14 protein-coding genes are annotated in these 14,065 nt (G+C 40.7%); 12 read left to right on the top strand and 2 right to left on the bottom strand.

Annotation, left to right across the window (positions count from 1 at the left end; translation table 11 throughout):
- Positions 1 to 10: 10 nt before the first annotated feature.
- Positions 11 to 313, bottom strand: a complete 303-nt coding sequence (locus G5A70_RS14945) for a DUF1256 domain-containing protein (protein ID WP_173750257.1) — start codon at positions 311 to 313, stop codon at positions 11 to 13.
- 172 nt (positions 314 to 485) lie between these two features.
- Between G5A70_RS14945 and G5A70_RS14950 the strand changes: the two genes are divergently transcribed.
- Genes G5A70_RS14950 through G5A70_RS14960 form a run of 3 tightly spaced genes read left to right on the top strand, consistent with a single transcriptional unit; the run spans position 486 to position 3,683 of the window.
- Positions 486 to 1,745 (top strand): LysM peptidoglycan-binding domain-containing protein, encoded by a 1,260-nt coding sequence (locus G5A70_RS14950; protein WP_173750258.1) that lies wholly within the window; start codon positions 486 to 488, stop codon positions 1,743 to 1,745.
- 46 nt (positions 1,746 to 1,791) lie between these two features.
- Positions 1,792 to 2,964 (top strand): DUF5711 family protein, encoded by a 1,173-nt coding sequence (locus G5A70_RS14955; RefSeq protein WP_173750259.1) that lies wholly within the window; start codon positions 1,792 to 1,794, stop codon positions 2,962 to 2,964.
- Positions 2,965 to 2,996: 32 nt separating this feature from the next.
- Positions 2,997 to 3,683 carry a CvpA family protein gene (locus G5A70_RS14960; RefSeq protein ID WP_173750260.1) on the top strand — a complete coding sequence of 229 codons (687 nt, stop codon included), beginning with the start codon at positions 2,997 to 2,999 and terminating at the stop codon, positions 3,681 to 3,683.
- Positions 3,684 to 3,823: 140 nt separating this feature from the next.
- Here the strand turns inward: G5A70_RS14960 and G5A70_RS14965 are convergent, their stop codons facing one another.
- Positions 3,824 to 4,546, bottom strand: a complete 723-nt coding sequence (locus G5A70_RS14965) for a FadR/GntR family transcriptional regulator (RefSeq protein ID WP_173750261.1) — start codon at positions 4,544 to 4,546, stop codon at positions 3,824 to 3,826.
- Between the two features lie 195 nt (positions 4,547 to 4,741).
- On the opposite strand from G5A70_RS14965, the gene G5A70_RS14970 reads away from it, so the two are divergent.
- The 9 genes from G5A70_RS14970 (at position 4,742) to G5A70_RS15010 (ending at position 13,491) form a co-directional block, all read left to right on the top strand.
- Positions 4,742 to 5,581: a transketolase gene (locus tag G5A70_RS14970; RefSeq protein ID WP_264293514.1), complete on the top strand. Its 840-nt coding sequence runs from the start codon at positions 4,742 to 4,744 to the stop codon at positions 5,579 to 5,581.
- Positions 5,581 to 6,516 carry a transketolase family protein gene (locus G5A70_RS14975; protein WP_173750263.1) on the top strand — a complete coding sequence of 312 codons (936 nt, stop codon included), beginning with the start codon at positions 5,581 to 5,583 and terminating at the stop codon, positions 6,514 to 6,516. The genes G5A70_RS14970 and G5A70_RS14975 overlap by 1 nt, the downstream gene beginning before the upstream one ends.
- Before the next feature lie 33 nt (positions 6,517 to 6,549).
- On the top strand, positions 6,550 to 7,410 hold the full coding sequence (locus G5A70_RS14980) for a phosphogluconate dehydrogenase C-terminal domain-containing protein (RefSeq protein ID WP_173750264.1): 861 nt from the start codon (positions 6,550 to 6,552) through the stop codon (positions 7,408 to 7,410).
- 39 nt (positions 7,411 to 7,449) lie between these two features.
- Positions 7,450 to 8,418 (top strand): D-2-hydroxyacid dehydrogenase, encoded by a 969-nt coding sequence (locus tag G5A70_RS14985; RefSeq protein WP_173750265.1) that lies wholly within the window; start codon positions 7,450 to 7,452, stop codon positions 8,416 to 8,418.
- 146 nt (positions 8,419 to 8,564) lie between these two features.
- A complete protein-coding gene (locus G5A70_RS14990) occupies positions 8,565 to 9,131 on the top strand; it encodes a YcxB family protein (protein ID WP_173750266.1) in 567 nt (188 codons plus the stop codon).
- A gap of 41 nt (positions 9,132 to 9,172) precedes the next feature.
- Entirely contained in the window at positions 9,173 to 10,213 is a 1,041-nt protein-coding gene (locus G5A70_RS14995; RefSeq protein ID WP_173750267.1) for a DctP family TRAP transporter solute-binding subunit, read from the top strand.
- Positions 10,214 to 10,227: 14 nt separating this feature from the next.
- Entirely contained in the window at positions 10,228 to 10,731 is a 504-nt protein-coding gene (locus G5A70_RS15000) for a TRAP transporter small permease (RefSeq protein ID WP_173750268.1), read from the top strand.
- Positions 10,728 to 12,041 (top strand): TRAP transporter large permease, encoded by a 1,314-nt coding sequence (locus G5A70_RS15005; RefSeq protein WP_180211163.1) that lies wholly within the window; start codon positions 10,728 to 10,730, stop codon positions 12,039 to 12,041. Before G5A70_RS15000 ends, G5A70_RS15005 begins: the two co-directional genes overlap by 4 nt.
- A 199-nt stretch (positions 12,042 to 12,240) precedes the next feature.
- On the top strand, positions 12,241 to 13,491 hold the full coding sequence (locus G5A70_RS15010) for a glycerate kinase type-2 family protein (RefSeq protein ID WP_173750269.1): 1,251 nt from the start codon (positions 12,241 to 12,243) through the stop codon (positions 13,489 to 13,491).
- The last annotated feature ends 574 nt before the right edge of the window (positions 13,492 to 14,065 follow it).

The raw sequence follows: 14,065 nt of genomic DNA on the forward strand, positions 1-14,065 counted from the left end.
TAATATCCCCTTATAGGGGGAGAACATGCCACCCGCTAAGCGGGTGGTCATGACTTAAATTCAGGGCATGTACCGGACGGTCCAGTGTGCCGTATACCCGGGCATGGGGTAAAGAAAATCTGGACAGGCTGTGTCCCACCAGAGGTCCCAGGCTGTCTCCGGTAATGCGGTCGCTTCCAATACAGAGAATCACCAGTTCGCTGAAATTTTTTTCACAGGAGGTGAGCAGGTCAAAGAGAATCGCGCCAAGCCGGGTATCGGCTCCGGTGCTTTTATTTTCTATATAGTAAGTATGATTTTTAGTCTGCAGCATACAATTTCTATCCTTTCCTGACGTTCATGGTCTTAGTCTGTCCGTTTTTTCTGCCTTTATCCTGTGGATTTTTAAGAAAATTTGTCGGTAAAAAAATAGAATCGAGCCCGGAATATGATAAATTTCGCAGGACAAGTGTGTTATTCTCTTTCCAAAAGGGGTGACTGATTCTATGATAGAAATTGTTTATGAAAAGGAAAAACAAAAGCCCGAAGGGAATGAAGGATTTTTCCGTATTCCCAATAATATACGCCAGATAGGAGAAATCAGAGGAACACAGAAAATCTATATAGAAGATTATGCGTATACTTACCTTTGTAGAATCTCTTCTGAAAATTCGCACAGAGGAATTGCGGCGATTCTGCTGGGACAGGCCAATTGGAAAGAAGGAATCTCCTATTTGTTCATTAAAAGTGCGGTAGCGCTGCCGGATATGGAGGTGACAGAGGAGCATCTGACCTTTACCCAGGAAATCTGGAATCATGTGTATGAGAAAAACAAGGAATATTTTCCGGAACAGGAAGTGGTAGGCTGGTTTTTGTCCATTCCCGGCTGCGCCATGGAACTGCATGAGGTCATTTGCCAGACCCATCTCAATCATTTCGGCGGCAATGACAAAGTGCTCTTTGTGCAGGAACCGCTGGAAAAAGAAGAGGCCTTCTACCGCTATGAAGAAGGCCGGATGTCCCGTCAGCCCGGCTTTTACGTGTATTATGAGAAAAATGAGCCTATGCGGAATTTCCTCATTGCGCAGAATGAAAGGGCAGAACGGAAAACAGAGGAAGTGGATGATTCTGCAGTGTCCACATTCCGCAAAAAGGTGGAAAAAAAGACGGCAGAGGAAGAACAAAAACAGAAATTTCCGCTTTTCAGAACCGCCAGTGTCTGTGCGGCAGCAGCGGTATTGGCTGTTGGGGTGCTGTATCTGAATGACTATCAGAAACTGAGAAGCACCGAGAAGGTTATGGCGAGCCTGGAAGAACCTCGGGAGAAGGAAGAGCAGCAGAAAGTTACACCGGTGAATGGCACAGCGGACAGTACCGGGAAAAGCGATGACGCGAAGGAAAATGTTGCGGAGACAGAGAAAAAGACAGAAACTGAAACTTCTGCAGAGACATCCGGGGAAACATCTGCAGCTGATACAGATTCCGGTCAGAAGGAAAAAGGGGCAGAGAGTTCTGACAGCAGTCATCAGGAAAATACTCCCGATGATGCAGAGGACACAGATACGCCGTCAGATACGGCTGTATCGGATACCGAAACAATTGCGGTGGGAACCCACCGTTCCTATACCATTCAGCCCGGAGATACCATTACGAAAATCAGTATCCGCAACTATGGCAATACAAAAAAAATAGGAGAAATCTGTGAACTGAACAGTCTGTCGGAAACAGATTTGATTTATCCGGGACAAAAAATTTTACTCCCTTAAAGATTTGTGTTATACTTAGCCTAAAAATACATTGAGGAAGAGATTTATGAATCTAAAACAAAATGATAAAGTGGTAAAGCTGAATACAGGCAAATGGAAACGCTTCACACAAATCAGGGTGAAAAAATCTCTGCTGATTTTCGGGGCAGTGATTTTACTGGCTGTAGCTGTAATTTTAGGAATCAAATATCATGTGTATCATAAATACCAGGTGGTGTCCTCAGCGGAAAATGAAGATACGCAGTCTGCCAGCTATATTCAGCTGGGAGACGGTCTTCTGAAATATGGAGATGACGGCGCTTCCCTGTTGTCACAATCGGAGAAGGTGGTGTGGAATCAGACATTTGAAATGAGCAATCCAGCCGCTGCAGTCCGGGGCGAGAAAGCTGTTATCTATGATAAAAAGGGAACAGACATGTACATTCTGGGAAAGGACGGCCCCATAGGTCCGGTAGAGACAAAATTTCCGGTGCTCCAGGCAGAAATTACAGAGAAAGGGGCTGTGGCAGCAGTCCTGGAGGACGGTGAAAAAACCTGGATTAACTATTATGCAGCAGACGGAAGTACCATTGCCGAAAATCAGACCAGAGTAGACAATCCCGGCTATCCGCTGGACATGGCGGTTTCTCCGGATGGAGAAATTATTGCTGTCAGTTATCTTTTTGTAGATAATGGTGATATATCCAGCAGGATTATTTTCTACAATTTCGGAGATGAAGGACAGAACAAAACGGATAATATTGTGGCTGAGTTTACATATAAAAATACAGTGGTACCTCAGCTGATTTATTTGACGAACCAGTCCGCAGTGGCGATTCGCGATGATGGATATTCGGTTTTCAGAGGAGCCGGAACGCCGAAGGAAGAGGTAAATGAAAAGACGGACAGTGAGATTGTCAGTACGTTTTATAATGATAAATACTTTGGACTGGTGTTAAAAGGCGATGACAAGAAGGACAAATACCAAATGGAACTTTATGACCCATCGGGAAGAAAGCGGTTCTCAAAAGGATTTGACCAGGAATATGAGAGTATCAGTATCAGCAGAGAAATGATCATTATGCACCATGATGACCAGGTGCAGATGTACAACTTAAGCGGCATTAAAAAGTTTGACGGAACCATGGAGGAAGGCGCGGTGAAAAATCTTTTCCAGGTATCCTCCAAACGTTATATGATGATTTCGGAAAATGGAATTAATACGATTACACTAAAATAGCAGAGAAAGAGTACGAAAGAAAGGTGATGATTATGAACTGGCTGTGTGTTGTGATACTGGCAGTTCCTGTACTGTATATTTTTAAAGGGATTCAACGTGGAATGGTCCGCACGGCATTTTCTGTTTTTTCCGTTGTTCTGGCACTGGCTCTGGGATTTATACTAAACCCGTACATTACCCAGTTTCTGAGAGAAAAAACACCGGTTTATAAGGTGGTACAGGAACAGTGTGAGGAGAGCATTTCTGCTGCGTTGAAAGAGCAGCTGGATCAGAAAATAAATACGGAAGAGCAGAACCAGTATATTCAGAGTCTTCCTTTGCCGGAAAGTCTTACAAAAATTCTGGTGGGGCATAATAATACAGAAGGTTATAATCAGCTGCTGGCGGACAACTTTGGGGAATATCTTTCCCGCAGCATTGCGCAGATGGCCATAGGGGCTGTCAGTTTGATTTTTACGGCCGTTATTATCAGTATTGTCATGAATCTTCTGGGCGGTCTGCTGGATGGTATTTTTTCTCTGCCTGTTTTAAGTTTGATTAACAGAACAGGCGGTGCGGTGCTGGGAGCAGTGCAGGGGATTTTTGTGGTATGGATTATTTTTTTGATTATTACGCTGTTCTGGGATTCGGCTTGGGCGAAAGAAGCGGCTATGATGATTAAAGAGAACAAAATCACAAGTATTCTCTATGAAAATAATATTCTCCTGTATTTGTTATAGAGATTTTTTAGATGATGAATATAAGAAGAAAAGCAGGGAACTTTTGCATGGTTTGCAAAAGTTCCCTGCTTTTTCTGCGATTGCGGTTAAGAGCGTTTCATTGCGAAAATAAAGTAGCTTTCCTGAGTTCCCGGCATATTTTATTCGGTCATCAAGCCTAACCAGTTTTGAACTGAATTTTTAATAGCCAGTTTTGCATCGGCAAAATCGCGGTTCATTATTGCTGCAAGGATAGCTTCATGGTCATGGATGGTCATGCTGAATTCATTTATTGGCTGCCGTGAGGTTGTATAAATCATTTGAGCTTCAAATGATTCGAGAACATAATCGTACACAGTCTGTAAAATAAGATTTCCACAGCCATTTGAAAGGATGTGATGAAAACGCTGGTCATTTTCAGCCAGAATTTTTGATGAGGCGCCAGATTGCATTAAATCTTTATGGTATTGGATGTTTTCTTTTAAAAGGGGTATTACTGCTTCTGTAAGAGATTCATCTTCTAAAATCAGTTCAATAATATCTCGTTCCAGCGCGTATCTGGCATCTGTAATCACTTTATCCGAGGGGCTGGATATCAGCAGCGCAAAAACCAGAGGATTAAAATTGTTTTCTGAAATGGATGTATTCACATAGGTTCCATCTCCGGGGCGTATAGTAATAACTCCCAGTGTTTCCAACGATTTCATTGCTTGTCGAACAGAGCCTCTGCTTACTCCGAACAGTTCAACTAATTCAGATTCCGGCGGAAGTCTGTCACCGGGTAATATTCTTTTTTCCAATAAAGATTGGCGTATCTGATCAATAACATAGTTAGGTGCGGATTTATTTGCATGGGGGCGTGGTGTCCATAATGTTTTCTCCAATCGAGTATCCTCCTCTTATCATTTTCTTTGCTTTATTATACATCAGAAACATACAAACATCAAACGTTTATTGTATGAGGCGTTTTGCATAAAATAATCAATGCTTTTTTATAAAATTTGTCATATTGACAAAAAGGCAAGTAAAAAGTAAAATGGAGACAAGATAAAGGTATAACGTTTAATGATTAACAATTAATGAATGAGGTGGAAAAAATGAAAAATGAACAAATTCATGAAATGGCACAGAAACTTCGGTTAGAAACCGTAAGAATGGTGTATGAGGGCAAAGACGGACATCCAGGACCAGCGTTATCTATTGCAGATATTGTGGCAACACTTTATTTTGACACCATGAACATTGACCCTGGGAAACCAGAATGGGAAGATAGAGACCGTCTGATACTTTCAAAAGGACATTCTTGTCCCATTGTATATGCGGCATTAAATGAAAGAGGATATTTTGAACCAAAGGTAGAGCATTTTAATTTGAGACAGTTACATAGTATTTTCCAGGGTCATCCGTCTATGCATAGTACACCGGGGATTGATATGACATCTGGTTCTCTTGGGAATGGCATTGCAATCGGTGCAGGAATGGCACTTGCTGCAAAAGCACAGGGAAAAGATTACTACACATATGTTATCTGTGGTGATGGCGAATTACAGGAAGGTGTCTGCTGGGAAGGAATCAATACAGCATCAGGAAGAAAACTGGATAATTTGATTCTGTTTGTAGACAGGAACGGGTGGCAGAGTTATAAGAGCGTAGATTTTACTGTGGGTCATAATAATGTGGCAGAACGAATCAGGGCCTTTGGCTGGCATGTTCAGGAAATCAGCGGTCATGATATCGGTGCAATTAAATCGGCAATTACGATTGCAAAGAGTAATAGAGGTGTTCCTTCATGTATTGTATGTGATTGCGTGAAAGGAAAAGGTGTAAGTTTTATGGAAGATAATAACGCATGGCATAAAGGGGTTCCCACAGATGACGAGTATGCTGTTGCAGTTAAAGAACTGGGAGGTGCAGAATAATGACAAAGTTTAAAGGTACAAGAGAAGCATTTGCAGCAGCCTTAATGGATATGGCCGAAGAAAGAAAAGATATTGTGCTGATTTCGCCGGATTCGCTGAAAGCAATGAGGGCAGTTCCATTTGGTGAAAAGTATCCGGAGCGTTATGTAGAATGCGGAATTGCAGAGCAAGGTGCGGTAGATACTGCAGCCGGACTTGCGAGTGCAGGAATGACACCATTTGTAGGTACATATGCAGGATTTTTGACAATGCGCGCCTGTGAGCAGATGCGTACGTTTGTGGGATATACAAATTTGAACGTAAAATTTCTTGGTGTCAACTCTGGATTGTTAGGTGGTGAGCGAGAAGGTGTTACACATCAGTTTTATGAAGATCTTGCAGTGGTATCAAGTCTGCCCAATTATACAATTTTTACACCTGCTGACCCGGCACAGTGCTATCAGGCAGTGAAAAAAGCAGCAGAGGTAGAGGGACCAGTCTATATCAGAGCAGGAAGTGGGCGTGAAGTAGATGTGTATCATGTAAATGCACCGTTTGCTGAGAATGGAATTACTGTTTGGAAGGAATATGGAACAGATGCCGTATTGTTTTCCAGTGGATTTGTTCTGGACAGAGTAATAAAAGCAGCAGAACTCTTAAAAGAGCAGGGGGTAAATGTTACTGTAGCGGATATTAATATTCTTTATGGAAATAATCCTTCTGATATTTTAAAAGTAATGGAGAAGAGCAGTCAGCTGTTTACCATAGAGGACCATAATATTAATGGTGGTTTAGGTTCTTATATCAGCCGACTTGCATGTGAAAATAAACCGGCTCATGTAACGAGAATCGCTTTGACTACATATGGTGAATCTGGACCGGCAAAAGAACTTGCAGATGCTTATGGATTTTCACCAGAGGCCATAGCAGAAAAAGTTATAAAAACTATTCAATAAAATATTTTACAAAGAAAGATGAGGTAAACATTCATGAATGAGATTAGTGTAGCAGTAATCGGTGCTGGAGGAAAGATGGGCACACGTACCAGTAGAAATCTTGCAAAATTAACAGATAAATATAATCTGATGCTTGTGGAGAATGCCCCTAAAGGGATTGAGAGTATCCATGAGCGCGGTTTGGAAGTAACACCTATTGAGGAGGCAATTGAGAAAGCAGAAGTGGTTGTTTTTGCAGTTCCGGATACATTGATTGAAAAACTCAGTGCAATCTATGTTCCAATGCTGAAACCAGGAACAGGATTTCTTATTCTTGACCCGGCAGCGGCAGTAGCAAAAGAATTGTCACTTCGTGATGATTGTACATTTGGTGTTGCACATCCATGCCACCCTTCATTCCTTCTGGAGCAGGATACCCCGGAAGCACGTGCAGACCGTTTCGGGGGAGATGGCGGAAAACAGGATATTGTTATGAGCAAGATTTGTGGGGAGGATAATGTGTTTGCAAAAATGCAGGAAACAGCACGCGATATGTATGCAGCTGAACATGCTTATGTAATGACATCAGAACAGATTGCATTTCTGGAACCGACACTGGTTGAACTGCTCGGAGCTACATGTCTGTATGCCATGGCAGAAACAGTAGATGAAGCAGAACGCCGCGGAATTAACAGAGATGCAGCTGTTTCCTTCCTGGTGGGACATATTTACAATCTGACCTGCAATTTCCTTGGTTATATCCCTGGAAAGCCGCCAGTATCAGATGCTTGTAAAGTGGCAATAGGACTTGGGAACCGTCTGGTAATGAGAGAAGACTGGAAAAAAATCTGGGATGACGATGTCCTTCATAAAGTAATTAAGACAATGCTTCATCCGGAACAGCCACAGATTTAGGATGATGTAGGAAAAAAGGTTATATTTTAGGAGGTTAACATGAAGATTGTTGTATTAGACGGTTATACAGAAAATCCAGGTGACCTTAGCTGGAGAGAACTTGAAGCTTATGGAGAATTAACAGTATATGACAGAACTTCGCTCATAGATGAAAATGAGACTATTGAGAGGATTGGAGACGCAGAAGTTGTATTTACCAATAAAACACCCATTACAAAAAAAGTAATTGATGCATGCCCGAATATAAAATTTATTTCACTTCTGGCAACAGGATATAATGTTGTGGATTATCAGTATGCTAAGGAAAAAGGGATTCCAGTGACAAACGTTCCAACATATGGAACTGCTTCTGTAAGCCAGTTTGCAATTGCATTGTTGTTGGAAATTTGTCACCATGTGGCGCATCATAGTAAGGCAGTACATGAGGGACGTTGGGAACATTGTCAGGATTGGTGCTTCTGGGATTATCCGCTTATTGAATTAGCTCAAAAAACCATTGGTATTATTGGTTTTGGCCGTATTGGACAGCAAACTGGTAAGATTGCAAAGGCATTGGGAATGAAAGTTTTGGCGTATGATAGTTACCAGAGCGACAGTGGAAAGGAAATTGCACAGTATGTTGAGTTGGAAGAGCTTCTTGCAAGCTCTGATGTTATCGCATTGCATTGTCCATTATTCCCGTCTACTGAGGGAATTATAAACAAAGATACCATTGAAAAAATGAAAGATGGTGTAATCCTTTTGAACAACAGCAGAGGTCCATTGATTGTAGAGCAGGATTTGGCAGATGCCCTGAACAGTGGAAAAGTGATGGCGGCTGGACTCGATGTGGTTTCTACTGAGCCGATTAAAGGGGATAATCCATTGTTGAAAGCCCCAAATTGTATTATAACCCCGCACATTTCTTGGGCTCCGAGGGAGAGCCGTCAACGCATTATGGATTGTGCTGTTGCAAATGTAAAGGCATATGTAGATGGGAAACCAATAAATGTTGTAAACGAAGTATAAGCTGGAATTTAGATTGTCTCAGCCGAGCTGGCTATAGGAAACTGTAATTTTGGAAACAGAAGATTTCGATTACTGTAACAATATGTAGCATGACAGCTATGCTGGGACAATTTATTCGTTGCAGAAACATAGGTAGAAGGTAAACAATGGAAAAGTATAAAGCAACAGTTCAGTATACGCCGGATTTAATTAGAAAGGCAGAAAAGGTGATTAACAATACCTTTTATTATAAGAATAATATGATAAGGATAGTTTTCTGCATAGCCTGCATGATAATAGGAGGATATGTTCAGCAGTTATTGGGGACAACCATGATGTTCATTGGAGCTGTTATACTGGCAGCTGGAAATATGAATGGAAAAAGGCGTGCAGAGCGCATCATTGAAGCATTAAATGGGGAAGAAATTAAAATGTCTTATAGTTTTCATACAGATGAAGTTTTTGGTTGTGTAGCACAGGGGAATAAATCGATATATCCATATGCTTCGCTCATACGTTTATTAGAGGATTCAGAATTCTTTTATCTTTTTACGGGGAAGGATCAGATTTTTGTTATCCGTAAAAATACGATTTCGTCGGGAAGGATAGAAGAGTTTAAGAAATTTATGACGCAAAAGACAGGGCTGGAATGGACAAAACCTGTGATACTTTTTACATTGAATATCAGACAGCTTTTATTTAATAAAGAAAATACCAAATGTATGGGAAGATAACTACGGATTAGGCACATAATTGATTGAAAGGAAATAATAAAATGGGAAACGGTATTGGGGGAAAGAAAAAAATATTACCGGTGCTTACAGCAGCGGCATTGATAGGTTCTTTGCTTACAGGATGCGGTTCTGTTGCAGAAGCAAGCAGCGGAAATGAATTTATGGGGGCTGCATCTGCAACAGTAAGATTTAAAGTAGGTACTACGACAGCACCGGAAGGACATTATGTGAAAGGTCTGCAGGAAATGCAGAGACTTTTGGAAAAATACAGCGATGGTGAAATGACATTAGATATTTATCCAAACTCAGAGTTGGGGAATGAACGTGACATGATGGAATCAGTAGGTCTGGGAATTCAAGAAATGGCTCTTGTTTCAACGGGACCATTTCCAAATTTCTGTCCGGATTGGTCTGTTCTTGACCTTCCATATCTTTTTGAGGACGCGCAGGAAGCATACAGAAAATTAGATGGTGAAAATGGACAGGCACTCTTAGACGAATTGTCAAAAATTAGGATTAAGGGAATTGGATTCTGGGAAAACGGATTTCGACAATTAACAAATGACAGTGTCGAAATTCGGACGCCGGAAGATTTAAAAGGAATCAAAGTCCGTACAATGGAAAATACCATTCATATGGCAACCTATCAGGAATTGGGAGCTAGTCCGACACCCATGGCATGGTCAGAAATTTTTACAGCTTTGCAGCAGGGGACAGTAGACGGACAGGAAAACCCTATTGCAATTATTGACTCTGCAAAAGTTTATGAAGTGCAGCACTATTGCTCAATGCTTAATTTGTTTTATTCGCCGTGTGTATTGATTATAAACGAAAAATTGTATAATAATTTTACTGCGGAACAGAAAGAGGCATTTGACCGGGCGGCAGAAGAAGCAAAAGTTTGGCAGAGAGAATATAGCCAGTCGTATAATGAAGAAGGACTGAAACATATGCAGGAGCAAGGTGTGATTATTACTGAAGTAAATCAGGAGGAATGGATAGAAGCCACCAAAGGTGTTTATGAGGATGTTGAAAAATTTGGACTTAGTCAGGAATTTGTAGATACCTGGACAGCAGATTGATGGAGGAATAAAGTATGGGGACATTTTTCAATAAATTGAAAAAAGTACAGGAAGTATTTTGTGTGATTCTTCTGATTGTGATGGTCACTATTATTTTTCTGGCAACAGTTGGAAGATACACAGGTTTGTTTTCAATTGCCTGGTCAGAAGAACTTGCAAGATATTGTATGATTTGGATGGTTTTTATTGGAGTGGGAATTGCAGCCTTAGAAGGCACTAACTTTGTAGTAGATGCCATGACTTTATGGTTATCTGAAGGAGCAATGAAAATACTGCATGTAGTCAGTGCAGTTATTACGCTTGCATTTGCATTATTTGCAGGTTATTACGGGTTGGATATGATTGATTATCAGTATGTCAGCGGGCAGGTTTCGGCAACTCTTCATATGCCCATGTGGATTATGTATATATCTATGCCCCTTGGATTAGTAAATATGGGACTTTTACAGTGTTGGAGAGTTTATTTGGAGTGTACAGGGAAATTAGATGAGAAAGCCGGGGAGGAGGAAAAAGCATGATAGCCATATTACTTTTTGGAATTTTATTTTTGCTGTTATTTTTAGGTGTTCCGATTGCCGTCAGTCTGGGGGTGTCAACAGCCGCAGCTATGGTAATTACCGGAAATATAAATTTACTCCCGGCCATTACCCAGCGTATGTTTACTCAGACAGATAATTTTACATTAATGGCTGTTCCCTTTTTTATTCTTGCAGGAAATATTATGGAAAAGGGTGGTATATCAAAGCGTTTAATTGATTTTATAGCAACCTTGGTTAGAAGACAGCCGGGAAAACTTGCAAGTATTGCGGTGGTTGCATCTGCTTTTTTCGGGGCCATTTCAGGATCCAATCCGGCTACAGTTGCTGCAATCGGTGGAATTACAGTCCCTCGTATGAAAGAAAAAGGATATCCTAGTGAGGCGGCAGGTGCGGTAGCCGCCTCAGCAGGCACTTTGGGTGTAGTTATACCGCCGAGTATTCCAATGGTTACATATGCCGTAACAGCTTCAGTGTCTGTGGGAACCATGTTTTTGGCAGGCATTTTCCCGGGAATTCTCCTGGCGGTTGTTTTAGTAATTACCAATACTATTCTTTGCAAAAAATATGACCCTGCTGAAAAAAGTAAACTCCCGAAAGGAGCCATTGGAAAGGCTTTTATAAACGCAATTTGGGCAATTTTAATGCCGGTAATTATTTTGGGTGGGATATATGGAGGTATTTTTACACCAACGGAGTCTGCAGCAGTTGCTACCGTTTATTCGTTAATTATTTCACTGTTTGTTTATAAAGACTGCTCTTTTAAGGATTTGTATGGTATTTTCAGAGATTCAGCAGTAAGTTCTGCGGTTGTCATGTTTGTCATCGGTCTTTCAGCGCCATTTGCGTGGTTTATGACACATGAAAATCTTCCTGCAATGATTGCAAATGCGATTATTGGTGCATTTTCAGGAAATAGAATCATACTTCTTTTAATTGTTAATCTGATTCTTCTGTTCCTCGGAATGTTCCTGGAGACACAGTCAATCATATTATTGATTACACCAATTTTGGCACCGATGGCGACTACGCTGTTCCCCCAATATGGTGCAGAGTCCGTATTTCCTCTGGTTGTTATGGGTATTATCATCGTAATCAATACATCAATTGGTATGATTACACCACCGATGGCAGTGAATCTGTTTGTAGCATCAGGTATTTCAAAGTCCAGTATTGGAGCAATCTGCAAGCGAATTATCCCATATTTAATCGTAGAAGTTCTAGTATTATTGGTCATGGGATTCATTCCGCAGATTATCAGTTGGCTGCCTACCCTTACCGGTGTGGTATAAAGAACTTCGAGAAAATGCGCGGTGGAGAAATACCTTCGCGCATTTCTGCGGTGAGTGGTGTACAGAAATCAGGATTGGAATCCAGGTTAGAGAAATATCAGGATGACAGTCCCGAGAATAGAAAACATTGGTTTGTCAATTGTAGATTTGATGATGTAGAGATATTGAAAGTGTATAGAGTGTTTAGGAGGAGAAATTTATGGCTATAAGAGAAGATGCACAGGAAATCATAAATCAGGCACTGAAATCCTGTCTGCCAGATAAAGCTGTTCGTCGGGCATTGCAGGGGAAAGAGTTTGGGGATGGAAAAATTGTCATGGTAGCAATAGGCAAGGCAGCATGGCAAATGGCCAGATGTGGGGCAGAATGTCTTGGTGAACGTCTTAGTTCCGGCATTGTAATAACCAAATATGGACATAGTATGGGAGATATTGAGCGTTGTAAAATTGTAGAGGCAGGACATCCTGTTCCTGATAAAAATTCTTTTGAGGGTACGAAACAGGCTATGGAATTGGTTAAGAATCTGAACCGAGAAGATACGGTTATATTTCTGATTTCAGGAGGTGGTTCTGCGCTCTTTGAAAGTCCGCTGATTTCACCAGAGGAGTTAACGGATTTAACAAACAAATTGTTAAACTGCGGTGCTAATATTGTAGAAATGAATACTATTCGAAAAAGAATTTCAGCAGTGAAAGGCGGTAAATTTGCAAAATTATGTGCTCCTGCAAGTGTTTACGCAGTTGTTTTATCGGATATTCTGGGAGACCCTCTTGACATGATTGCGTCGGGGCCGGCATGCTGTGATTCTTCTACTTGTGAACAAGCATTAGATATTATTAATAAATATCGGATTTCTATATCAAAGCAAGTATTGAAACTTCTAAAAATAGAAACACCCAAATCCTTGGATAATGTTAAGACAGTAGTTACTGGCAGTGTGCGTGAACTGTGTTTGGCAGCAGCTAAAACCTGTGAATCCCTTGGCTATGAAACTATAATCCTCACAGATCAATTGGAATGTCAGGCCCGGGAGGCTGGTTTGATGTTATCCTCTATTGCAAGAACATACGCAAACAGCAATAAGTCTATCGCGTTTATTGTGGGTGGAGAAACAGTTGTAAGGGTAAGTGGAGATGGAAAAGGAGGGCGAAACCAGGAATTAGCCTTGGCAGCGGCAGAAGGTATTTCGGGATTGGAAAATGTAGTGATTTTTTCTGTTGGTTCCGATGGAACAGACGGACCTACAGATGCAGCTGGAGGCATAGTAGAGGGATTGACTGCAGATAAACTACATATTCTGGGAATGGATATTCATAAAATTTTGGAGAAGAATGATGCATATCCGGCATTAAAAGCAGTTGGTGGATTGATTTTTACAGGTCCTACTGGAACAAATGTCAATGATATTGCGTGTGTTCTTATGCGCAAAAATGAAGAACAGCAAGATTAACTCTTTCATACATATAAATAGTCATATTTGTCATATGAACACCAGATATTTTCAACGTAGAGTAGTAGAGTAAATTTATAACAGATTTTGTAAATTTGGGTTAAAAATAAGTGGTTAAAAATAAGTGAAGAAATTGTAAAATTTTTCCGCTATTATTATTGACAGAGAAGAAAGAAAATGATATATTAATATCCAGCCAATGCTTAGAAAAAGCGTTGGAAAAGAAAATGAAAAAAGTTGTTGACAATAGTCGACAGATATGCTATTCTAACATAGCTGTCGCAAAGAACAGAAGTTATCGCTCAGGCGAGCAGATGCGGGTTCTTTAAAGCAACAGAAAGACGACTTCGGTCGATAAAAAAAGTTTTAAAAAGTTCTTGACAAAGTGATATAGATGTGATAATCTAGTATGGCTGTCGAAAAAAGAACGGCTCAGCTGAATGGCTGAAAAAACTTTTTGAAAAAGTTCTTGACAAGTTAAAAACGATATGATAAAATATCAAAGCTGTCAAAACGACAGGAACCTTGATAACTGAACAGTAGAACACATGAATCGAAAATTCTTTTACATTTT

It is taken from the genome of Blautia hansenii (assembly GCF_013304445.1).
GTDB lineage: Bacteria > Bacillota > Clostridia > Lachnospirales > Lachnospiraceae > Blautia.